Origin of the sequence: Brevibacterium gallinarum (assembly GCF_014836885.1) — a bacterium.
GTDB classification, from domain to species: domain Bacteria; phylum Actinomycetota; class Actinomycetes; order Actinomycetales; family Brevibacteriaceae; genus Brevibacterium; species Brevibacterium gallinarum.
Genome location: NZ_JACSPY010000012.1, coordinates 25711 through 47545, shown reverse-complemented (window position 1 = coordinate 47545; position 21835 = coordinate 25711). Strand labels below are relative to the sequence as shown.

The window sequence follows — 21835 nt, the reverse complement described above, 5'->3', positions numbered from 1 at the left end:
CGATGGCTGATGGCACCGTGCTCTGGATAGAGAAGCTCATTGGAGACCGGACTCCCTCTCCGGCGATTGCGCGTGTGCTCGGTGTCATCTCGTCTGAACCTGAGACTGCCGCGTTCGCGACTGCGCAGCAGGTCGCGACAATGGCCGGGGTCAACGTTGCTTCAGCGACGCGCTGTGCTCAGTACCTGGGGTATCGCGGCTGGCCGGACTTCGTGACCGACCTGCGTGGCCACTATCTCGCTACCCTCACTGCTGATCGCATTATGGGCCAGAGTGAAGCTGCTTTTGATCGCACAGTGAGTTCTTCGATCGCCGAAGACATTCGGATGCTTGAGCTCCTGCTGGAGGCGATCGACGAAGACGAGATGGTTGCGGCCGCTCGGATGATCGCCTCGGCTCGCAGTACGGCGGTCCTGGCGACCGGTTACTGTTCCGGGCCAGGCGGTGTGCTGGCGCATGGTGCGCAGCTTTTCGGGTTCAATGTCGAGCAATACGCCGGGTCAGCTACCGCGCAGATCAATGCTGCCAGGCGGCTCGGAGAAGACGATGTGCTCGTGGTCTTCAACGTCTGGAAGACCACCGACGTCATCAATCAGCTGGCACTGGAGGCCGCCTCTCGAGGTGTGCCTCTGCTCGTCATCGCCGATCGGTCGACTGCTGTGACTGAAGCCGCCGACCACTCCATTCTCGTGTCGAGCGGAAGTCCTCGGTACCTTCCGTCGATGACGGGAGTGTTCTCTGTTGTGCAGGCAGTGCTCAAGCTCATCGCCACTGAACATCGCGAGAACGTCGAGAAGAGCCTGCGTCGTGTCGATCAGCTTTGGCATGGGCTTGGCGTCGTGAAGGACGATCCGACTGCGTTGGACGTTTCTGCGATTCTTGACTGACGCTCGGGGCAGTCTGCAAAATTCCTTGCGCCACGGTGTGATTCGTGTAACTATTCACGCATGCTTATCAGCCGAACTGAGGAGGATCCGTGTCCGTGGTGAATATCAGTGTCCTGGTCGGGTACCTACTGCTCATGGTCCTTGTTGCTGCGTGGTTCTCTCGTAAGTCGGCGATGAAGGACGGCGAGGATTTTATGTTGGCCGGGCAATCCCTGCCACCGTGGGTGCTCGCTGGCACTCTGCTCGCGACTTTCGTCGGTTCCGGTTCGATCATCGGCGGAGCAAGCTTCATCTTCGCCAATGGGCCGATTCCGGGAGTCTTCTTCTTCCTGGGCACGTTCGTCGGAATCATCGCGCTGTCTCTGATGGCGAAGAAAGTGCGCGAGAATTCCTTCCACACCGTGCCAGAACTGCTGCGTGCACGGTTTGGTCAGGCCACGGGTGTCATCGGCACGATCGTCGTCCTCGTCGCATTCATCGGGATCGCCGCGTACCAGTTCACCGGGGCAGGCTACATCTTCAGCCTCATCACACCTCTGTCCGAGGTGCAGGGCACGCTCATCGCCGTTGTCGTCATCACCTTCTTGTCACTGTCAGGCGGACTGAAATCCGTGGCGTGGACCGACTTCCTCTCTTCAGCGCTGATCGTCATCGGTTTGCTGGCAACGCTGTACTTCGTTTTCGTGCATGACCTGGGCGGCTTCGGCGGCTATGTCAACCAGCTCGACCCGGCATTCCGCACAGTGACCGGAAAACTGACCCCGCTGCAGATCCTGGGTTACTTCCTCCCACTCTTCCTCCTGGTACTTGGCGACCAGAACATGCACCAGCGCCTTGCCGCTGCGCAGAGCCCGGCGAGCGCACGCAAGGCAACCGGGTTGTTCTTTATCGGTGCGATATTCATGGTGGCGCCAATCATTCTGCTGGCCTCGGCAGCGACGATCGTGAACCCATCGTCTGAAGCCGATATGGCGATCCTCGGGCTTGCGGCAGGGGACTTCACCCCTGCAGTCGTTGGGGCGACGCTCCTGGTTGCCGCCCTGGCGCTCATCGTCACAACCGGTTCGTCGTACCTGCTCACATGCTCAGGCAACATCGTCTACGACCTCGTGTTCCGTGGGCGCCGTCGCGAACCGTCGCACGAGCGCAGCCAGGTTGTCGTCGGCCGAATCGCAGTGGCTGCAGTTGCCGTGCTCGCCTTCGTCATGGTCCAGTTCTTCCCCACGCTGCTGGAACTGCAGATGTACGCCTACACGATGTACGGGGCCGCGGTGACGCCCACGGTGTTGGCGGCGCTGTTCTGGAAGCGTGCCAGCGCTGCGGGAGCAGTGGCATCCATGCTGATCGGCGGGATCGCGACAATCCTATGGGAGGTCTTCGGCCCCGCCGAAGAAGTCCGGTCGGTGGTCATCGCCGCTCCGATCGCCATCGTCGTGCTGATCGTCGTTTCGCTCGCAACGAAACCGGCCGCTATGGTCGATCGTCCTGCCCGGGTGTAGCGCTGCCTCGACAGCACAAGGCCCCGGTCGGAGATCGCGTGGATCTCGGACCGGGGCCCAGCCGTGCCCCTATGCGCGTGGGCACGTCACGACCAGCGGCCATCGCCTCGCCGGTGAGCTGGCGGCCGGTCGAGCTCAGATATCAGCGAGGAAGCTGATGGGATTCTCGATGCAGTCGGCGATGAACGTGATGAACTCGCTCGGCTCGCGGCCATCGCACACCCGGTGGTCGAACACGAACGACAGGTACATCACCTTGCGCACCGTCAGCTCGCCGTCGACCACCCACGGCCGCTCCTTGATGCGGCCCAGGCCGAGCATCGCGACTTCGGGCAGATTGATGATCGGTGCCGATCCGTCGACGCCGAACACGCCGTAGTTGTTCAGCGTGAACGTTCCGCCGCTCAGCTCGGAGGGGGCGAAGCGCCCGGTTGAGGCCCTGTCGACCTTGTCCCCGATCGCATCGCGCAGCTGCCGCAGTGTCATCCCGCCGGCACCGTGGACGACCGGGACCATAAGCCCACGCGGGGTGTCGGCGGCCAACCCGAGGTTGACGTCTGCGTGCACGCGGATCTCTCCGGCGGCCTCATCGACAGACGAATTGAGGATCGGCCACTTCTGCAGCCCGGCGGTGACGAACCGGGCGACGAGCGACATGACCGAGAACTTCTCACCGCGCTTGGCTTCGAGCTGCTTCTTGGCAGCCAGCAGCTCGGTGGCGTCGACGTCGAGCCAGATCGTGGCCTCTGGGACCTCCTGCCGCGAGCGGGACAGCCGTTCGGCGACGACCTTGCGCAGCCCGGTCAGCGGGATGACCGTGTCCGCGCCCGAGGCGGTGGCAGCTGGTGCCGCGGCGTCGCCTGCCTGTGTGCCGGTTTCGGAGCGGCGGGCGATCTCGTCCATGACGTCGCGGCGCATGACCATGCCGCCGGGTCCGGAGCCGGTGAGCTCTTTGGCGACGAAGCCGTTGTCGGCGGCCATCTTGCGCACCAGCGGTGAGACGACGCGGGAGAACTTCCCCGCGCCCGAGGCGCCGGTCGCCTCAGCCGAGGCAGGTGCGGCATCCGGGGCGGCCGGGGCAGGTGCGGCTTCCGGCGCGGCCGGGGCTTGGGCTGCTGGCTGCGGCTGGGCGGCCTGCTGACCGGTCTTCCTGCCGAAGCTGCGGCGGCCGGAGCGTGTGGCGCCGGAGACCTCCTTGGTGCCGTAGCCGATGAGCACAGCACCGGAGCCTTCGCTCTCCTCACCGGGACCGGGAGGTGTGTCATCGCCGTCGGTGGAGCGTAGTGCCGTGCCAGGCACGACGTCCTCGCCGCCGGCTGGCCCCGCAGCGTCAGCAGCACCGTCATCCGCGGCGCCGCCTCCAGCGCTGCCGGCGGCGCTACCTCCAGCGCTGCCGTGTTCGCCGCCGATCGTCAGGATCGCCTGGCCGGCGTGGACGGTGTCGCCCTCGGCGAAGTGCAGGGCGGTGACGACACCGGCATAGGGGCAGGGCAGGTCGACGACGCTCTTGGCGGATTCGACCTCGGCGACGATCTCGTCGATCGCGACGGTGTCACCGACTTCGACCTTCCAGCTCACCACCTCGGCCTCGGTCAGACCCTCGCCCAGGTCCGGGAGGATGAAGTCCTGGCCGGTGCTCGTGTGTGTGGCGGTCACAGCTCCCACTCCCACTTGTCCAGGGCATCGAGGATGCGGTCGGGTGTCGGCAGGTAGAACTCCTCGAGCTTCGGGGCCGGGAACGGCACGTCGAAGCCGGTGATGCGCAGCACCGGGGCGGCCAGCGAGGTGAAGCAGCGTTCGGTCACCCGGGCTGCCACCTCGGCGCCGTAACCGCAGAACTGCGCGGCCTCATGCAGCACAGCAGCGCGTGAGGTCTTCGCAACCGACGCGGCGACGGTGGCGTCGTCGAAGGGGGAGAGGCTGCGCAGGTCGATGACCTCGATCGATACGCCCTCCTCGGCACCGGCCTCAGCGGTTGCGAGCGCGGTGCGCACGGTCGGGCCGTAGGACAGCAGCGTGACATCGCTGCCCTCACGCACGACCTGCGCCTCATACATCGACGCGGTCTGCACCGGCAGGGTCAGCGTGTCCTTCGACCAGTAGCGGGACTTCGGCTCCATGAAGATGATCGGGTCCGGGCTTGCGATCGCCTCACGCAGCATCGAATACGCATCAGCCGGGTTCGACGGGGTGACGACCGTCAGCCCTGGGGTGGCGCACCAATAGGCCTCCGAGGAGTCCGAATGGTGTTCGACACCGCCGATGTCGCCAGCACACGGGATGCGGATGACGATCGGCAGCTCGACCTGTCCTCGGGTGCGATTGCGCATCTTCGCCACATGCGACACGATCTGCTCGAACGCCGGGTAGGAGAAGGCATCGAACTGCATCTCGACGACCGGGCGCATCCCGGCCATCGCCATGCCGACAGCGGTGCCGATGATCCCGGATTCGGCCAGCGGGGAGTCCCACACGCGCTCAGCGCCGAACTTCTCGCGCAGCCCGTCGGTGACGCGGAAGACACCGCCGAGCCGGCCGACGTCCTCGCCGTAGACGACGACGGAGTCATCGGCTGCCAGCGCATCGCGCAGCGCGGTGTTGAGCGCGGTCGTCATCGACACCGCGCGCGCGGCTGCCGCGGTCGCCTCGCCCGAGGCGGTGTTAGCCTGAGTGCCGGCGCTCGCCTGGGTGCCAGCACCGGCCTGGGTGCCGGAGGTCATCTGGGCGGTCATGACACCTCTTCCAGCTCGGCGGCCAGCAGGGCGCGCTGCTCGGCCAGGGCCGGGCGGGCGTGGGCGTAGACGTGGTCGAAGATCTCGAGCGGGTTGCGCTCGGCTTCGGTGTTCATCGCGTCGCGGACCTCGGCGGCGAACTCCTCGGCATCGGCGGCGATCGCCTCGACCGAGCCGTCATCGAGCGCACCTGTCTGGCGCAGGTAGGACTCCAGGCGCGCGATCGGGTCGCGGCGCTTCCAGATGTCGACCTCGGCGCCCTCGCGGTAGCGGGTCGGGTCATCGGAGTTGGTGTGTGCCTCGATCCGGTAGGTCAGGCCCTCGATCAGGGTTGGGCCGTCACCGGCGCGGGCTCGGTCGATCGCGGCGGTGACGACGGCGTAGACGGCGGCGACGTCGTTGCCGTCGACGCAGTAGCCGGGCATCCCGTAGCCGATCGCCTTGTCCGCCAGCAGGGTCGCGTTCGTCTGCTCGCGCAGCGGCACCGAGATCGCGTACTGGTTGTTCTGGATGAAGAACACCGTCGGGGTCTGCCACACGGCAGCGAAGTTGAATGCCTCGTGCGCATCGCCCTCGCTGGTGGCGCCGTCGCCCATGAACGTCAGCGTCGCGGTGTCCTCGCCGCGCAGCTTGGCGGCCATGCCGAAGCCGGCTGCGTGCAGGCCCTGGGTGGCCAGCGGGGTGGCCGCCGGTGCGGTGCAGTGGTCGTGCGGGTCGAAGCCGCAGTGCCAGTCGCCGCGGAAAGCCGCGAGGATCTCCGGCACCGGGATCCCGCGGGTGAGCAGGGCGGCGGAGTCGCGGTAGGTCGGGAACAGCCAGTCGGTGTCCGTCAGCGCAGACACCGCGCCGATCTCGCAGGCCTCCTGGCCGGCCGCCGACGGGTAGGTCGCCAGACGTCCCTGGCGGGTGAGCGCGGTGACCTGGGCTTCGAAGCGCCGGGCGATGACCATCCGGCGGTAGAGCTTGAGCAGCATGTCAGCCGAGGGCATGCGCAGACCGTCGGGTGCTTGGGCGTCGGTGACCTGGCCGGCTTCGTCGATGAAGCTGATCGGGTGCAGCGACGGCACCTCCCTGGCGGCGTCGGCAGAGCGTGGAATGTCGATAGTCATGCAACCATCGTCCTGTGATCGCGGTCACCGCACCAGCAGATCGGGCCACTGCCAGACGGGTGGCCGCGCGTCTGTGCAATATCGGACGATCGCGTGTGCGAGCTCACGGCTGCGGGGACGTTCGTCCACCGTGCCCGAGGCGGTCCGCGCCCGGGTGCCTGACTTCGCGCTGGTCAGCGGGCAGGTCCCGATGTGCGCTTGAGCTCACCGAGAAATGCAGCGCATGCGGCGATCGTGGCGAGCGATCCGGTGATGAGGACGATGTGCCCGGCCTCGGCTGCCATGCCGACGATCGCCGGTGCCGGGCCCGGTTCGCCGGTGCTGTCCTGGATCGCGTAGTCGATCGCTGAGATCCCATAGGAGGCGATGAGCAGGACGAGCCCGAGGGCGAGCGTGCCGACGCACACGGTGAGGATCCGCAGCGCCGCGCGAGCGGATCCGGTGATCACGGGCTGCTGCCTGGCAGGCTTGCTGTGCGGGGAGGGGGAGGTGCGGGACATGCACCCATCTCAGCACTCCGACCTGGGACCGGCCTGTGATGGCGCCTCCCACCACGCCCGAGGCGGTGGGCGCCTTTCCGTTCGGACGGTGCCCACCGCCTCGGGAACGGTGTGCCGGCTGGCGGTTCGCCAGCGGTGACTCAGACGTCGAGTCGGTTGCCGCGGGTCTCGCGGATGACGGAGACGGCGGCGAAGCTGATGACGGTGAGCACCATGATGTACACGGCGATCGCGAGTGAGGTCTTGAACTCCACCAGCAGGAACTCGGCGATCATCGGAGCGAAGGCACCGCCGAGGATCGCGCCGAGCGCGTAGCCGATCGACACGCCGGAGTAGCGGATCTTGGCCGGGAACATCTCGGCGTACATCGCCGACATCGGGCCGTAGGACAGGCCCAGGCCGATGGTGAGGATGAACAGGCCGACCGCGTAGAGCCACACGTTGCCGGTGTCGACGAGCATGAACGTCGGGATGATCGTGAGGAAGATGAGTGCGTAGCCGATCTGGAAGCTGCGCACGCGACCGATCCTGTCCGAGATCGAACCGCCGGCAAGGGTGAAGATGAGCCAGCCGAAGGAGGCGATCGTCGTCGCCAGCAGCACCGGCGGGCGCTCGAGGCCGATCGTGCCGCCCTGGTCGAGGGGTTTGGAGGCGTAGGCGGCGAAGAAGGCGATGACGAGGTAGCCGGCGGCGTTGTTGGAGATGAAGACGAGCGCGGAGAGGATGACCTCCTTGGCGTTGGTCTTCATGAGGCTGGCGAGCGGGGCGCTGGCCTCGGCGCGGCGCTCGGCGAGTTCGGCGAAGACCGGCGACTCCTCACACGAGCGGCGGATGAAGTAGCCGACGAACACGAGCGCGATCGAGAGCAGGAACGGGATGCGCCAGCCGAAGGCGGCGAACTGCTCAGGGGTGAGCACGCTGGAGATGGTGAACATGACGCCGGTGGCCAGGATCATGCCGACCGGCACGCCGATCTGCGGGTAGGCGCCGAAGATGCCGCGCTTGGACAGCGGTGCGTGCTCGACGGCGAGCAGGGCGGCTCCGCCCCATTCTCCGCCGGCGGAGAAGCCCTGCAGGATGCGCAGCAGGATGAGCAGGATCGGGGCGGCGATGCCGATCTGTGCGTAAGTGGGCAGCAGGCCGATGAGCGAGGTGGCCGCACCCATCATGATGAGGGTGAAGACGAGCATCGTCTTGCGGCCGAGCTTGTCTCCCAGGTGGCCGGCGACGACGGCGCCGAGCGGGCGGAAGAGGAAGGCGACGCCGAGGGAGGCCCACGAGATGATCTGGGCGAGTGCCGGGTTGTCCGAGCCGAGCGGTGCGAAGTACTGGGCGGCGAGGATGAGGCCGGCGGCCTGGGCGTAGATGAAGAAGTCGTACCACTCGATGGTCGTGCCGACGAGGGTGCCGACGAGGACTTTGCGCTCCTCGCGGGTGGTGGCGGTGGGCCGCGACGTTGCGGCCGAGGTGGCGGTCATGAGGCTTGCTCCAAAGGTGAGGTGCGGTGGGCCGGTGGGGTCGAGGCGGCACAGCGGTGTGCGCAGCAGGACGGACAGGATCGTCGGTGGCGGGTGGTGCCGCCAGGGGCGTTGATCGAACGGTCGATGGCCGACCATTCGGTCAGTAATGTTTGAAGCCTAAGCGCACGCAGCGGGATGCGGTAGCCCTGGACGTGAAATAGACCACATTCCGGACGGTTGTCCGGAATGTGGTGGAACGCCCTGTCAGGCGGGGTGCCGTGAGAGTTCGCAGGTGAGGCGGCTGCTCAGCTGCCGGGGCGGTGACTTCGATCGATTTCGGTAATCCATGCGTTGACCTCCGCAACGGCGTCATCGAGGGAGAGCGATAAGCCTCCGGACTCTGCGGCTCTGGCGTAGTCGCCTGTCCAGTGAGGCAGCGCGATGACGGTCGGCGGCCATTGTCGGGTGGGGAGAGAGAGTTCGCGGGCCTCCGCTTCGCGGGCGAAGAACACGGCGAGGGATGCGTCTCGCACGTCGGCAAGAGCGGGATATCGGGAATCCGCAATGAGGTCGCGGATCAGGAGCAGGTCGACGACGTCACGCGCTCGATCGTTCAGATAGTCCGGCGGTTCGTGTGGGTCTGAAACCGCGTGGAGTTTCTGCGCGACCTGGTATCGCAGTGCGATGCCGACCAGGGCGTCGGGGTCAGGTAGGCCGAAACCGGCCAGAGAAGGAGGGGCTACGCTTTCGGATTCCGCGCCGATGCCCGCTTCGTCGGGAGATATCTCGAAACGAACTCGTCGCCACGCGACGCCCCGAATCTCCAGAACGAGATCGAACCTGCGGGGTTTGATGAGCTTCGTCGGCGTTTCGATCACTTCGACTTCCTCGCGGCGCATCGTCACCGGGCCCCAGGGATGTTTCAAGGCGCTATCGAGTGACGTCAGGAACTCGTCCATGTCTCCACGCACGATCCCGTCCACGTCGCGTGTAGCACGCGCAGCAGCTGAGAGGCGGTGCTGCAAGAGCGTTCCTCCTTTGAGGAGGAACAGGCGCTGTCCGCTTGCATCGACCGCTCGCTGTACCGCTGCAATTGCGATTGACGAGGCGACCAGCCAGCTAAGTCTGCCTCCGCCTGCCTCGGCGCCCATTTTCCCTTCCGCCTGAGCGATCCACGTATTGAGGACTCGTGTGGATGCGGGTTGCTTCGCTTTGGGCTTGAGGTTGGAGAGGCTTTGAGAGAGCGGTGAGCGGATGTGGTCATCGCTCATGTCGGCTCTCCAGCTTTGCGGTCAGAGCAGTGTGTTCATCCTTCGTCAGATAGCCGCGGGCGTGTCCTCGATCAATCGCCTGGCGCACCAGATATGTCGGGGTACCTGAATCGATGCACTGTTCGACGGCAGTCGCAGGGGTCACCGTGGGTATCTCCTGCCACCAGGTCAGCTGCTGGGGAACCAGATCCTCGTAATGGACTGCGTATCCTTCGCCGCCCGCGCGTCGAATGCGTCGATGTCGTCCTACGGTGACGTGAATGCGACTCGGGTTGACATCGCTGATGCCATATGCGCTGAGCGCGGTCTCGTGTGAGAGGGCGGCTTCTGGGGCGCGCGTCCAGAGTACGGCGAGCATGTACGGATCGAATTCCCCCACAGGGAAACGAGGGAACCTGTACACGCCGAAGGCGACGCGGTCGAGGGTGCCTCGGTGAACCAGCATCTGCAGGGCATGTTTGCTTACGCCGTGCTCGGCTGCCTGCTGAGCGGTCACGAATCCGTGTTGGTCAACTGCGATCTCCCACAGATCGTCGCGGGCCAGGCTCTTAGATGCCATGGCAAAAGTATAACGGAAGTGAAACACTTTTGATACCCCGCCTCGCGTGGACTGGCAGCTTGCCTGTGATGGAAGCGAGGCTCAGCTGCCGGGGCGGTGGCCGTCGACCTCGTCGAGCACGAGCAGCGAGCGGGTCGAGACGATGCCGGGGATCTCATGGACCTGGCGCAGGATCACCTGGGACAGCTCGGTGTTCGACGGCGCGTTGACGGTCAGCAGGGCGTCGATGTCGCCGCTGACGGCCTGGACCTTCTCGACGAAGGGCAGGGCGGCGAGGTCGTCGCGGACATCGAGCCAGGGCCGTTCGCCGATCTTGACGACGACGACAGCCGAGACCGTCATGCCGAGGGCGGCTTTGTCGATGTCGGCGGTGAAGCGGCGGATCGCGCCCGAGGCGATGAGCGCGTTGAGCCGGGAGTGGGCGGCGGAGCGGGAGATGTGCACGCGCTCGGCCAGCTGCCGGATCGAAGAGCGGGAGTCGGCGACGAGGGCCGCGATGATCCGGCGGTCGACGTCATCGATGTCACGCGCCATGTGCAGAGTCCTCCCGTCCGGATTGGCCAACAGCTTAGTACCCATGACAATAACTGACCGAACGGTTAGTATGAAAAGCGCTGCCCGCGCACCCAGCGGCGGGCGCGACGACGACGTCGATCTCAGGAGCCGCCATGACCGAAATCCTCACCTCCTACGCCTGCGGGACATGGACTGCCCCCGCCGCCGACACCTCGGGCACGGCCCAGCCCTCCGTGCGCACGATCTGCGACCCGGCCACCGGCACCGAACTGGCCGGTGTGTCCTCTGCGGGCATCGACTTCGCCGCCGTCGTCGCCCACGCCCGCGACACCGGCGGACCGGCCGTGCGCGCGCTGACCTTCCACCAGCGCGGCGTCATCCTCAAGGCCCTGGCCACCTACCTCAACGAGCGCCGCGACCGCTACCACGCCATCTCACTGACCACCGGCGCGACCGCCCGCGATGGCCTCATCGACATCGACGGCGGCATCTCGACGCTGTTCTCCTACTCCTCGGTCGCCCGCCGGCATATGCCGAACTCGACCGTCTACCTCGACGGCGGCGTCGAGCGCCTGTCGAAGCGGCAGACGTTCGCCGGCCAGCACATCTGCACCGCCCGTCCGGGAGTGTCCGTGCAGATCAACGCCTTCAACTTCCCCGTCTGGGGGATGCTGGAGAAGTTCGGGCCGATGTTCGCCGCCGGCCAGCCGGTCATCGTCAAGCCGGCCACCAACGGCGCCCAGCTCACCCACGCCGTCGTCACCGACATCATCGACTCCGGCCTGCTGCCCGAAGGCGCGCTGCAGCTCATCTGCGGGTCGACCGGCGACCTCTTCGACCACCTCGGCGAGCAGGACACCATCGCCTTCACCGGTTCGGCGACCACCGCCCGGACGCTTGCCTCGCATACCTGCGTGACCGAGCGCGGCACCCGCTTCTTCGCCGAAGCCGACTCGCTCAACTTCTCCCTCCTCGGCCCTGACGCCGGGCCCGGCAGCGAGGAGTTCGACCTCTACGTCCGCCAGCTTGTCACCGAGATGACCGCCAAGGCCGGCCAGAAATGCACCGCCATCCGCCGTGCGCTCGTGCCCGCCGAACACCTCGACGCCGTCGCCGAGGCGGTGTCCGGCAAGCTCGCCGGCGTCACCGTCGGCAGCCCGCACGACGAGGCCACCCGCATGGGCCCGCTCGTCTCCGCTGACCAGGCTGACGATGTGCGCGAGGCGATCAGCACCCTGACGGCCGCCGGCGCCGAGGTGGTGTGCGGCGGCGAGGCGACCCGCACCTCGGGCGAGGGGTCAGGTTCGCGCGCATTCGTGCCCCCCACCCTGCTCAAAGCCGCCGCTGACGTCGACGCTGTTCACGACGTCGAGGCCTTCGGCCCGGTCGCCACGCTCGTGCCCTACCGCTCGCTTTCCGAGGCCGTTGAGATCGCCGCCCGCGGCCGCGGCTCGCTCGTCGGTTCGGTCGTCAGCCACGACCCCGAGGTCGTCCGCGAGGTCGTCCTCGGCACCGCGCCCTGGCACGGCCGGATCCTCGTGCTCGACCGCGACGACGCAAAGGAGTCGACCGGCCACGGCTCACCGCTGCCCACCCTGGTGCACGGCGGGCCCGGCCGCGCCGGCGGGGGAGAGGAGCTCGGCGGCATCCGCTCGGTGCTGCACTACATGCAGCGCACCGCCATCCAGGCCTCACCCGATATGCTCACCGCGATCACCGGCACCTGGACGCCCGAAGCGGCCCGCCGGACTGAGGGCGGTCACCCCTTCGGCAAGGACTTAAGCGAGCTGCGCATCGGCGACACGATCGTCGGCGGCCCGCGCGAGGTGACACTCGAAGACGTCGAGCACTTCGCCGAATTCACCGGCGACACCTTCTACGCCCACACTGATGAGGAGGCCGCAGCCGCCAACCCGTTCTTCCCCGGGCGTGTGGCCCACGGCTACCTCGTCGTCTCGTTCGCCGCCGGCCTGTTCGTCAAGCCCGAGCCCGGCCCGGTGCTGGCGAACTACGGCCTGGAGAACCTGCGCTTCATCACCCCGGTCTCACCGGGAGATGAGCTGACTGTGACGCTGACGGCCAAGCAGATCACCCCGCGGGAGACCGATGAGTACGGCGAAGTCCGCTGGGATGCGCTGGTGACGAATCAGGACGACGACATCGTCGCCACCTACGACGTGCTCACCCTGGTCGAGAAGGAAGCCGGGAAGAGCAAGAGCTGAGTACTGGGATGGCCCCGCTACGTAAGAAGAGCGGTCGCTGCACTGACAGTCAAACAGCGAGCACGATGTCATAGCGAAATATACGGTTGCGGTCTGCCAAAACTAATAAAAAAGACGTCAGACGAGCATAGGGTAATCCGAGGCAAAGTGAGGCTAGGTATTTTGCTTACCTGCGAGGACTGCTGGTCTACCGCGCAGAGGTAAGCTCAGCATAGGCATTATACGAATGCGACACCATGGTCGTGTTGGATGACTAGATATCCGCGGAATGCTGGCGTACGCTGGCGAGGTACAGAGTGCTGTCAACCTCCTGGGGGAAACTATGCGAATTGAATCAGCAAGCAAGACAATACAGAGTTGTTTTCGTGAATGTCTGTATGATGTTCCGGCTTTCCAACGATCGTACAGTTGGGGAAGAGCTGAGCTCGAGGACTATTGGAACGACGTAGTCCTCGCCGCAGGCAACTTCTTTTTCGGAACGACAGTCACTTGGATCAGTGAGAAGCGTGATCTTTTCAATAATACGTATTCTTTAATTGACGGACAGCAGCGGATAACGACGTCCGCGATCGCGCTGTCTGTCGTGCGGGATATGGCGCGTATCCTGGCTGATGAGCATGACGAAGATAATGAATTGGCAGAAGAGGTGAAGCAACTACGAGAGCTAGAACAGAATGTTCAAGGATACTTGATTGCCAGAGATGATGACGCGCAAGAGTATCCGATTCTGAAGCGCCCAGAGAACATGTTTTGGGAGGTAATTCAGAGACCAAATTCGATTCCATCGGGAAATGTCTGGGATCATAGCGCCCGCAGGATTGGTCAAGCGCGGTCGTATTTTGAGCAAGAAGTGCGCAAATCTGTGGAGGGCGGAACTCTGCAAGAGCGTAATGTCCGGCTGCGGAATATCCGGAACAATATTCTGCAGGCACGCATAATTCAGGTTGAGCTCGATTCGGAAGAAGATGCGTTCCTTGTTTTTGAAACCCTGAACACTCGGGGGAAGGAGTTGCAGCTGGCGGATCTAATTAAAAATATGTTGACTCGCGGTGCCGCATCAAGTTCTAGCGATCAGCAGGCTGTTTCGAATAGATGGAAGTTACTCGAGAGTCGGGTGCTTTCGGAGGATGACAATCAGCCGATGATGGATCGCTTTATTTGGCAATCTTGGAATTCCAGGTACACAGCAGTTAAGGAGCCGGAGCTCTACAAGCGGCTGAAAGAAAAGCTCGGAGCAGATTCTGCTGCGCACTTGGCATACTTGGAAGAGTTAGAACTTGACGCGAAAACATATCGACACCTGCATGATTCCTCGTTTGAATTCCCTCGGCGGCAAAAGCCGGCTCCTCGTGGACCTGCTCCGGCGCTGACAATGCCAGAAGTGCAAGACAGCATTCGGGCTCTAGCCCTGTTCAACGTCACGGTGGCGAACTCTGCCGTTTTGGCGCTTGTGCGCAAGTATGACGCAGGTAGCTTATTGCCAAAGCGCCAACTCCTGAAGGCATTGCGTGCAATCGAAAATTTTCATTTCCAATATACGGCTTTGGCTTCGGGTGGTTCCACCGGAGGGACTAGGTCTAGATACAACGTCTTTTCGGTGAAGCTAGAGGAAGCTGAATCGCGGCAAGAGGTGTCTGTTGCCGTCGCGGATCTAATCGAGAAACTTCGTAATGGCTTGCCAACGACGGCGCGTGTTGAACAGGGATTTAAGCGCCTATTCTATGGGCCTTCGGAACCACGCCTGACGCAAGCACAAAAGAACTCCTCGCGCCCGGCCCTCATACGTTATGTGCTATGTCGTATCGCCCAATTCAAAAAAGAGCTCCCTGCGGGAGCCGAGCAGTCGCGGTGGACTATTGAACATATTCGTCCGCAGAGTCTTGCGGCTGACGGCCCGAGCTCGGCTGAGTATTCAATCGGTAATCTAGTACTTCTTTCCGAGCAGGCAAATAACTATTTAGGGAACGCGAATTGTTCGGATAAAAAGAATATGCTTCGAACCCACAGTGCGCCGAAAGACGACACGCTTTTGGCGTGGATTGATGACGAAAATCGCTCCGTGATCGACAAGTCTGAGATTGAGCAACGCACTCATGAATTGGCCTGTTTGGCTGTCGAGTCGGTTTGGACGCTGAGTCAATGAGTTCGTTACGAATTCTCTAGGTCTGTTCGCCAGGTCTGACGTTGCTTCCGGGGGTTCTGGATGCTTTTGCGCGCAGGGCGGTCTCTAATCCGTTCGCTGACATCGGAGCGTGCGCTCAGGCCCGCAGCCCCTCGAATGCGATCGTCGCCACCGCGTCGGCAACGGTTTCGGCGTCGCGGTCGGGGCGCGGCCGGTACCACTCGGTCAGCGAGTTGACCATGCCGAAGAGCAGGCGGGTGATGAGTCCGGGATCGATGTCGCTGCGCAGGGACCCTTCGGCGATCGCTGCCTCGACGAGTGCGCGGGTGCGCTCATCGATCTCACGGCGCTTCTCCAGCGCCCGCCGCTCTGCCGCCGAGGTGCCGCGCACCCGCAGCAGCAGGGCGACGGAGTCGCGGTAGGTGATGAGCACTTCGACGCTGCCGCGGATGACCGCCCGCAGCCGTTCTTCAGCCGAGATCTCGGTGCGAGCGTCCTGGGAGTCGATGACGGCGAAGAGCTGATTGAGGCCCTGGGCGATGGCCTGCTCCAGGAGGTCTTCCTTCGAGCCGACATGATGGTAGATCGCCGACTTCGTGATCCCGAGCTCGCGGGCGAGTGCGTCCATCGACGTGCCGTGATAACCGCGCTCGTTGAAGATCTCGATGGAGCGCTCGATGAGCGTTTCGCGGTCGTATCCGGGCCGGCCGCGCCGTCGCGGTGCCCCCGTCTGCACAGTCATCCCACCATCCTAGGACGAAAGCGGAGCCGCGCGGCCGCAGCGAACACACCTCGTCCGCCGCGACCGCATCTGCCTATCGGATGTCCTCGCGACGGTCGATGATGCGCTTGAGCTTGCCGACCGAACGCTGCAGCGTATCGGGATGGACGATGATGACCGTCGAGGACACCCCGACCGTCTCCTTGATCCGTGCGGCGAGCTGACGCTCGAGTGCCTGCCAGGTGCTCGTCGGCAGGTCCGGACGCGCCTCGACCTCGATGGTGAGCTCATCCATGCGCCCTGGGCGGGTGAGGACGAGCTGGAAGTGCGGGCTGAGCTGCTCGAAGTCGAAGATGACCTCTTCGACCTGTGCCGGGTAGAGGTTGACGCCGCGGATGATGATGAGGTCATCGGAGCGTCCGGTGATCCGCGACATCCGCCGGAATGCCGGCCGCGCGGTGCCCGGCAGCAGGCTGGCCAGATCGTGGGTGCGGTAGCGGATGATCGGGGTGGCCTGCTTGGTCAGCGAGGTGAAGACGAGCTCGCCTTCTGTGCCATCAGGCAGCACCTCGCCGGTGAACGGGTCGACGATCTCGGGGTAGAAGTGATCCTCCCAGATCGTCGGGCCGTCCTTCGTCTCCGCGCACTCCATCGCCACACCTGGGCCCATCACCTCGGAGAGGCCGTAGATGTCGACAGCGTCGAGGCCGAAGGTCCGCTCGATCTCCCGGCGCATCCCATCCGTCCACGGCTCCGCGCCGCACACTGCGGTGCGCAGCGAGGATTCGGCCGGGTCGATGCCCTGCCGGGCGAACTCATCGGCGATGGTGAGCAGGTAGGTCGGGGTGGAGGTGATGATCTCCGGCTGGAAGTCCTGGATGAGCTGCACCTGGCGCGGGGTCTGCCCGCCGGAGATCGGCACGACGGTGTAGCCGGAGCGCTCCGCGCCGGTGTGCACGCCGAGCCCGCCGGTGAACAGGCCGTAGCCGTAGGCATTGTGCAGCATCTGGCCCGGCCGGGCGCCGGCGGCCCGCAGCGACCGGCCGATGAGTGCCGACCAGCGGTTGATGTCGTCGTTGGTGTAGCCGACGACGGTCGGCTTGCCGGTGGTGCCCGAGGATGCGTGGATGCGGGCGACCTGGTCGCGGGGCACGGCGAACATCCCGAAGGGGTAGTTGTCGCGCAGATCGGACTTGCGGGTGAAAGGCAGCTTCTGCAGGTCCTCCAGACTCTGAATGTCATCGGGATGCACATCGGCCTCGGCGAACGAGCGCCGATAGTGCTCCACGTTCTCATAGGCGTGGCGGACACTGGCCTTGAGCCGTTCGAGCTGCAGGGCGCGCAGCTCATCGAGGCTCATCCGCTCCTCGGGGTCGAGGGTCTGCGGGTCCGGCGCCTGCCCGAGGTGCCGCTGGGCACCCGTTCCCGAGGCGGTGGTCGTGGAGGGGGCGGTGGTGTCGGCCATGAGGTGAGGACTCCTTCGTCTCAGCGGCAGGGGAGCGGGTTGGTTGGGGAGTGGGTCAGCGGGCGGCCGGCGGTGCCGGCAGGGTGCGGGAGCGGCCGCGGTAGACGGCGATGAGCTCGTCGCCGCGGAACACCTCGACGTCGTAGATGCCCGAACGTCCGGTGGCGGCCACGCGCTTGCCGTGGGCGGTGAGCGTGTCACCGGTGCGGCTCGGGCGCAGGAAGGTGATGTCCCCGCCCGAGGCGACGGTCACCGAGCCGATTTCGTTGCAGGCCATCGCGAAGGTCGTGTCGGCGAAGAGGAATACGTAGCCGCCGTGGGTGATGCCGTGGCCGTTGACCATCGTCTCGGTCACCGTCATCGAACAGGTCGCGTACCCGTCGCCGTGGTCGTCGAGGGTGATCCCGAGGTGGCGGGAAGCCAGATCGTTGGCGTACATCGCCTCGGGGCCGGTGTGCTCGTGGCCGCCGATGAGGTGAGGGGCGGGCTGGGTGTCGGTCATGGGGCTCCTCCTTGAGCACGCGGCGATTAAACGACCATTTGGTCATTAAATGTCCACCCTCGAGGACTGTGCTGTCAACCACACGGGCCGAACATCTCGGAATGCGCACAGATTTTCCTGTTGCGAGGCCCACGTCACACCGGTTACTATTATCTGAACAAATGGTCAGTAATTCTGATCTGCAGAGGAGCAACGATGCACACCGCAGACCGCCCGGCACCCGCTGCCGTACCCACCCAGCACGGCCAGCCCGACACCACCGAGGCACAGGCCGAATTCGACGCCCGGATCGCCGCCGAAGGCCGGATCGAGCCGCGCGACTGGATGCCCGAGGCCTACCGCAAGACCCTCATCCGGCAGATCGGCCAGCACGCCCACTCCGAGATCATCGGCATGCAGCCGGAGGGCAACTGGATCACCCGCGCGCCCAGCCTCAAGCGCAAGTCGATCCTCATGGCCAAGGTCCAGGACGAAGCCGGCCACGGCCTCTACCTCTACTCGGCCGCTGAGACCCTCGGCATCGACCGCGACACCATGACCGAGCAGCTCATCGAAGGCACCGCCCGGTACTCCTCGATCTTCAACTACCCCACCCCCACCTGGGCGGACATGGGCGCGATCGGCTGGCTCGTCGACGGTGCCGCGATCTGCAACCAGGTGCCGCTGTGCCGCGCCTCGTACGGCCCCTACGCCCGGGCGATGGTGCGCATCTGCAAGGAGGAGTCCTTCCACCAGCGGCAGGGCTTCGAGATCCTCTACGAACTTTCCCACGGCACCGAGGCGCAGAAGGCGATGGCCCAGGACGCCGTCGACCGCTGGTGGTGGCCCTCGCTCATGATGTTCGGCCCACCGGATGCCGACTCGCCGAACTCAGCACAGTCGATGGCCTGGAAGATCAAGCGCTTCTCCAACGACGAGCTACGCCAGCGCTTCGTCGACATGACCGTCCCGCAGTCCGAGGTCCTCGGCCTCACCCTGCCGGATCCGGACCTGAAGTGGAACGAAGATCGCGGCCACTACGACTTCGGCGAAATCGACTGGACGGAGTTCAAGGAGGTCCTCAAGGGCCGCGGACCGTGCAACCACCTGCGCATCGCCAACCGCAAAGCCGCCCACGACAACGGCGCATGGGTGCGCGAAGCGGCCAGCGCGTACGCCGCCAAGCAGTCCCGTCGCACTGCCGACGCCTACCAGGAGGCCAGCTGACATGACCAACCCGACGACCGCCTCGGGCACGGAGAACACCACCACCGGCACGCCGGCAGGCAGCACGCCGACCGGCGGCTGGCCGCTGTGGGAGGTCTTCATCCGCTCCAACCGCGGGCTCTCCCACGTCCACGCCGGCTCCCTGCACGCCGCCGATGCGCGCATGGCCCTGGCCAACGCGCGCGACCTCTACACCCGCCGCAGCGAAGGCGTGTCCCTGTGGGTCGTGCCAAGCGAGCAGATCACCGCCTCGGAACCGGACTCGAAGGACTCCTACTTCGAACCGGCTGCCGACAAGGTCTACCGCCACCCGACCTTCTACACCCGCGCCGAGGGGGTGCCGCACCTGTGAGCACCGAGACCAACCCCACTCCCGAAGCCGAGGCGCACGCCCCGGAGGCGTACGAGACCGTCGAGCCGGCACCGCCTGTCCAGCCGGCAGCCCAGGGCATGCCGACCGTCGGCGACGAACTCGAAGTCGACCCGCTGCTGCCTGGCGCCGGCGTCCCGCTGACAGCCACCATCACCTCCGTGCCGAGTGAGGACGTCGCCCGCTACGCCCTCATGCTCGGCGATGACGCGCTCATCACCGCCCAGCGCCTCGGGGAGCTCGTCGCCAAGGGACCTGAACTCGAAGAGGACATCGCGCTGACGAACATCGCCCTCGACCAGCTCGGGGCCGCGCGCATGTTCCTCCAGTACGCCGGCCGCGGCCTGGACAAGACCGAGGACGAGCTCGCGTACTTCCGCGACGAAGCCGAATTCCGCTCCTGCGCGCTGGTCGAACAGCCCAACGGCGACTTCGGGCAGACGATCGCCAAGGTGCTGCTCACCAGCCTGTACCAGCAGCTGCTCTACCGCGGCCTGCTCGACTCCAGTGATGAGTTCCTCGCCGCGGTCGCTGCGAAGTCGATCAAGGAAGTCGACTACCACGTCGAACACGCGAGCATGTGGACCGTGCGCTTGGGCGACGGCACCGAGGAGTCCCACCGCCGCATGCAGGCCGGCCTGGAGATGATGTGGCCCTACGTCGACGAGCTGTTCAACGACAGCCCGTGCGCAGACCTCATCGACTCCGGTGTCGCCGTGAGCCCGGCCAGCCTGCGCGAGGAGTTCGACGCCCGGCTGGCTGAGATCCTGCAGACCGCGACGCTGAGGGTCCCGGAGATCCCGCCGGCGCGCGGGCAGGGACGCTTCGGCCTGCACTCACCGCACCTGGGCTACATCCTCGCCGAGATGCAGGTGCTCGCCCGCCAGCATCCCGGCGCCACCTGGTGAGGAGTACCGATCGTGATGGCCACCGAGACCGCCGCCCCGATGACCGAACCGGCCGAGACCGCCGAGGCGATCGTGCGCTCCGTGCGCTCCGTGTGCGATCCGGAGATCCCGGTGCTCACGATCGCCGACCTCGGGATCCTGCGCTCCGTTGAGGTCGAAGCCGCCGCCGAGGCGGACGAGACCGCCGAGGGCAAGGAGACCGGCGAGGGCAAGGAGACCGGCGGGACCGCCGGGCTGCGCGCCCACGTCGTCATCACCCCGACCTACTCCGGCTGCCCGGCGATGGAGACGATCCGAGTCGACGTGCAGCGCGCCGCACGCGCCGCCGGTGCCACCGAGGTCGATGTCGAACTCGTCTTCTCACCGGCCTGGACGACCGACTGGATGAGCGACGAGGGCAAAGCGAAGCTCGACGCCTACGGCATCGCCCCGCCGACCGGAAAAGCCGCCGCCGGCCCGATCGGGCTGAGCATGGCCGTCAAATGCCCGCTGTGCCACTCGCTCAACACCACCGAACTCTCCCGCTTCGGCTCCACAGCCTGCAAAGCGCTCTACCGCTGCAGCGACTGCCTCGAGCCCTTCGACTACTTCAAGGTGCACTGATGACCGCAGCCTCTGACACCCAGACCACCAGCCCAGCCGAGAACCCCACCGCACCCGCCCCGGAGACCGCGGCCCCGCCTCGGCAGCGGCTGCGCTTCCACGACCTCGAAGTCAGCGGGATCCGCGAACTCACCGCCACCGCCGTCGAAGTCAGCTTCGCGGTGCCCGAGGAGCTCTCCGAGGAGTTCTCCTACATCCCCGGCCAGCACATCGCCCTGCGCACCACCATCGATGGCACCGAGATCCGCCGCAGCTACTCGCTGTGCGCACCCCCGGACGGCAAGACCCTGCGCATCGGCGTCAAGGAAGTCGCCGACGGCCTGTTCTCCACCCACGTGCGCAACGACCTGTCCATCGGCGACACGATCGCGGTGATGAACCCGCAGGGCAGCTTCACCTCCCGGCTGACGAAGACCGACACCGGCCGGATCGTCGCGATCGCCGCCGGCTCCGGCATCACCCCGGTGATGTCGCTGGCCGCCTCGGTGCTGCGCACCCACCCGGGAGTGCACTTCACGCTCATCTACGGCAACCGCACAAGCACCGACGTCATGTTCCTAGAAGACCTCGCCGACCTCAAAGACGCCCACATGGGCCGCTTCGACGTCCACCACTTCCTCTCCGGCGAGGGCCGCAACGCCGAGCTGTACTCCGGGCGTATCGACGAGGACAAGCTCACGCGGCTGCTCGAACTCGTCATCCCGCCCGAAACCGTCGACGAATGGTTCCTCTGCGGCCCCCTGCCCCTGGTCGAGATGGCCCGCACCACGCTTGACGCCCACGACGTCGACCGCTCACGGATCCACTTCGAGCTCTTCACCACCGGCAGGGAGGGCGAAGGCCGCGCAGGTCCGCGCAGGCCGCGCCGGGCGACCACCACCTCGGGACCGGTGCGCACCGTGACCTTCACCCTCGACGGCCGCACCGGCAAGGCCACCACCCCGCAGGACAACCCCGACACGATCCTCTCGACCGCCCTCACCACCCGGCCCGACGTGCCGTACGCGTGCGCCGGCGGGGTGTGCGGCACATGCAAGGCCAAGCTCATCACCGGCACCGTCGACATGGCCGACAACTACGCGCTCGAACCCGATGAGCTCGACGCCGGCTACGTGCTCACCTGCCAGTCCGTGCCCACCAGCGACAGCGTCGAAGTCGACTACGACCAGTAGCAGGCCAGGCT

Annotated in this window: 20 protein-coding genes; 9 read left to right on the top strand and 11 right to left on the bottom strand. The window is 65.6% G+C overall.

The window, feature by feature from the left end:
• Window positions 1–2: 2 nt before the first annotated feature.
• Both H9634_RS11475 and H9634_RS11470 read left to right on the top strand, forming a co-directional pair.
• The gene (locus H9634_RS11475) at window positions 3–887 is read left to right on the top strand and encodes a MurR/RpiR family transcriptional regulator (protein ID WP_170274921.1); all 885 of its coding nucleotides are present in this window, start codon (window positions 3–5) and stop codon (window positions 885–887) included.
• Between the two features lie 89 nt (window positions 888–976).
• A complete protein-coding gene (locus H9634_RS11470) occupies window positions 977–2386 on the top strand; it encodes a sodium:solute symporter family protein (RefSeq protein ID WP_175293472.1) in 1410 nt (469 codons plus the stop codon).
• Window positions 2387–2521: 135 nt separating this feature from the next.
• Here the strand turns inward: H9634_RS11470 and H9634_RS14930 are convergent, their stop codons facing one another.
• The 8 genes from H9634_RS14930 to H9634_RS11430 all read right to left on the bottom strand — a co-directional run bounded on the left by H9634_RS14930 (window position 2522) and on the right by H9634_RS11430 (window position 10551).
• Window positions 2522–4042, bottom strand: coding sequence for a dihydrolipoamide acetyltransferase family protein (locus tag H9634_RS14930; protein ID WP_191726782.1), 1521 nt, complete (start codon window positions 4040–4042; stop codon window positions 2522–2524).
• The gene (locus tag H9634_RS11460; RefSeq protein WP_191726781.1) at window positions 4039–5118 is read right to left on the bottom strand and encodes an alpha-ketoacid dehydrogenase subunit beta; all 1080 of its coding nucleotides are present in this window, start codon (window positions 5116–5118) and stop codon (window positions 4039–4041) included. Before H9634_RS11460 ends, H9634_RS14930 begins: the two co-directional genes overlap by 4 nt.
• Entirely contained in the window at window positions 5115–6227 is a 1113-nt protein-coding gene (gene pdhA / locus H9634_RS11455) for a pyruvate dehydrogenase (acetyl-transferring) E1 component subunit alpha (RefSeq protein WP_191726780.1), read from the bottom strand. Before pdhA ends, H9634_RS11460 begins: the two co-directional genes overlap by 4 nt.
• Before the next feature lie 173 nt (window positions 6228–6400).
• Window positions 6401–6676 (bottom strand): hypothetical protein, encoded by a 276-nt coding sequence (locus tag H9634_RS11450; RefSeq protein WP_191726779.1) that lies wholly within the window; start codon window positions 6674–6676, stop codon window positions 6401–6403.
• A gap of 191 nt (window positions 6677–6867) precedes the next feature.
• Entirely contained in the window at window positions 6868–8205 is a 1338-nt protein-coding gene (locus H9634_RS11445; protein ID WP_191726778.1) for an MFS transporter, read from the bottom strand.
• Window positions 8206–8492: 287 nt separating this feature from the next.
• On the bottom strand, window positions 8493–9458 hold the full coding sequence (locus H9634_RS11440; protein WP_191726777.1) for a nucleotidyl transferase AbiEii/AbiGii toxin family protein: 966 nt from the start codon (window positions 9456–9458) through the stop codon (window positions 8493–8495).
• On the bottom strand, window positions 9448–10017 hold the full coding sequence (locus tag H9634_RS11435) for a type IV toxin-antitoxin system AbiEi family antitoxin domain-containing protein (protein WP_191726776.1): 570 nt from the start codon (window positions 10015–10017) through the stop codon (window positions 9448–9450). The genes H9634_RS11440 and H9634_RS11435 overlap by 11 nt, the downstream gene beginning before the upstream one ends.
• 81 nt (window positions 10018–10098) lie before the next feature.
• Window positions 10099–10551 carry an Lrp/AsnC family transcriptional regulator gene (locus H9634_RS11430; protein WP_191726775.1) on the bottom strand — a complete coding sequence of 151 codons (453 nt, stop codon included), beginning with the start codon at window positions 10549–10551 and terminating at the stop codon, window positions 10099–10101.
• 134 nt (window positions 10552–10685) lie between these two features.
• Between H9634_RS11430 and paaZ the strand changes: the two genes are divergently transcribed.
• Together paaZ and H9634_RS11420 are read left to right on the top strand one after the other, a co-directional pair.
• The gene (gene paaZ / locus H9634_RS11425) at window positions 10686–12755 is read left to right on the top strand and encodes a phenylacetic acid degradation bifunctional protein PaaZ (protein ID WP_191726774.1); all 2070 of its coding nucleotides are present in this window, start codon (window positions 10686–10688) and stop codon (window positions 12753–12755) included.
• Between the two features lie 322 nt (window positions 12756–13077).
• Window positions 13078–14898 (top strand): GmrSD restriction endonuclease domain-containing protein, encoded by a 1821-nt coding sequence (locus H9634_RS11420; protein ID WP_225210875.1) that lies wholly within the window; start codon window positions 13078–13080, stop codon window positions 14896–14898.
• 115 nt (window positions 14899–15013) lie between these two features.
• Here H9634_RS11420 and H9634_RS11415 read toward each other — a convergent pair whose 3' ends face one another.
• From H9634_RS11415 to paaI, 3 genes are all read right to left on the bottom strand, one after another.
• Window positions 15014–15619 carry a TetR/AcrR family transcriptional regulator gene (locus H9634_RS11415; RefSeq protein WP_102162200.1) on the bottom strand — a complete coding sequence of 202 codons (606 nt, stop codon included), beginning with the start codon at window positions 15617–15619 and terminating at the stop codon, window positions 15014–15016.
• 73 nt (window positions 15620–15692) lie between these two features.
• Complete coding sequence (paaK, locus tag H9634_RS11410; protein WP_191726772.1) at window positions 15693–17063, bottom strand: phenylacetate--CoA ligase PaaK; 1371 nt, start codon at window positions 17061–17063, stop codon at window positions 15693–15695.
• A gap of 55 nt (window positions 17064–17118) precedes the next feature.
• On the bottom strand, window positions 17119–17565 hold the full coding sequence (paaI, locus tag H9634_RS11405) for a hydroxyphenylacetyl-CoA thioesterase PaaI (protein WP_191726771.1): 447 nt from the start codon (window positions 17563–17565) through the stop codon (window positions 17119–17121).
• Window positions 17566–17760: 195 nt separating this feature from the next.
• Between paaI and paaA the strand changes: the two genes are divergently transcribed.
• Genes paaA through paaE form a run of 5 tightly spaced genes read left to right on the top strand, consistent with a single transcriptional unit; the run spans window position 17761 to window position 21824 of the window.
• Complete coding sequence (gene paaA / locus H9634_RS11400) at window positions 17761–18771, top strand: 1,2-phenylacetyl-CoA epoxidase subunit PaaA (RefSeq protein WP_191726770.1); 1011 nt, start codon at window positions 17761–17763, stop codon at window positions 18769–18771.
• Between the two features lies 1 nt (window position 18772).
• Window positions 18773–19123 (top strand): 1,2-phenylacetyl-CoA epoxidase subunit PaaB, encoded by a 351-nt coding sequence (paaB, locus tag H9634_RS11395; RefSeq protein ID WP_191726769.1) that lies wholly within the window; start codon window positions 18773–18775, stop codon window positions 19121–19123.
• Window positions 19120–20049 carry a 1,2-phenylacetyl-CoA epoxidase subunit PaaC gene (paaC, locus tag H9634_RS11390; RefSeq protein WP_318245096.1) on the top strand — a complete coding sequence of 310 codons (930 nt, stop codon included), beginning with the start codon at window positions 19120–19122 and terminating at the stop codon, window positions 20047–20049. The genes paaB and paaC overlap by 4 nt, the downstream gene beginning before the upstream one ends.
• A gap of 15 nt (window positions 20050–20064) precedes the next feature.
• Window positions 20065–20652 (top strand): 1,2-phenylacetyl-CoA epoxidase subunit PaaD, encoded by a 588-nt coding sequence (gene paaD / locus H9634_RS11385; protein ID WP_404801689.1) that lies wholly within the window; start codon window positions 20065–20067, stop codon window positions 20650–20652.
• Window positions 20652–21824: a 1,2-phenylacetyl-CoA epoxidase subunit PaaE gene (gene paaE, locus H9634_RS11380; RefSeq protein WP_191726768.1), complete on the top strand. Its 1173-nt coding sequence runs from the start codon at window positions 20652–20654 to the stop codon at window positions 21822–21824. Before paaD ends, paaE begins: the two co-directional genes overlap by 1 nt.
• Window positions 21825–21835 lie beyond the last annotated feature (11 nt).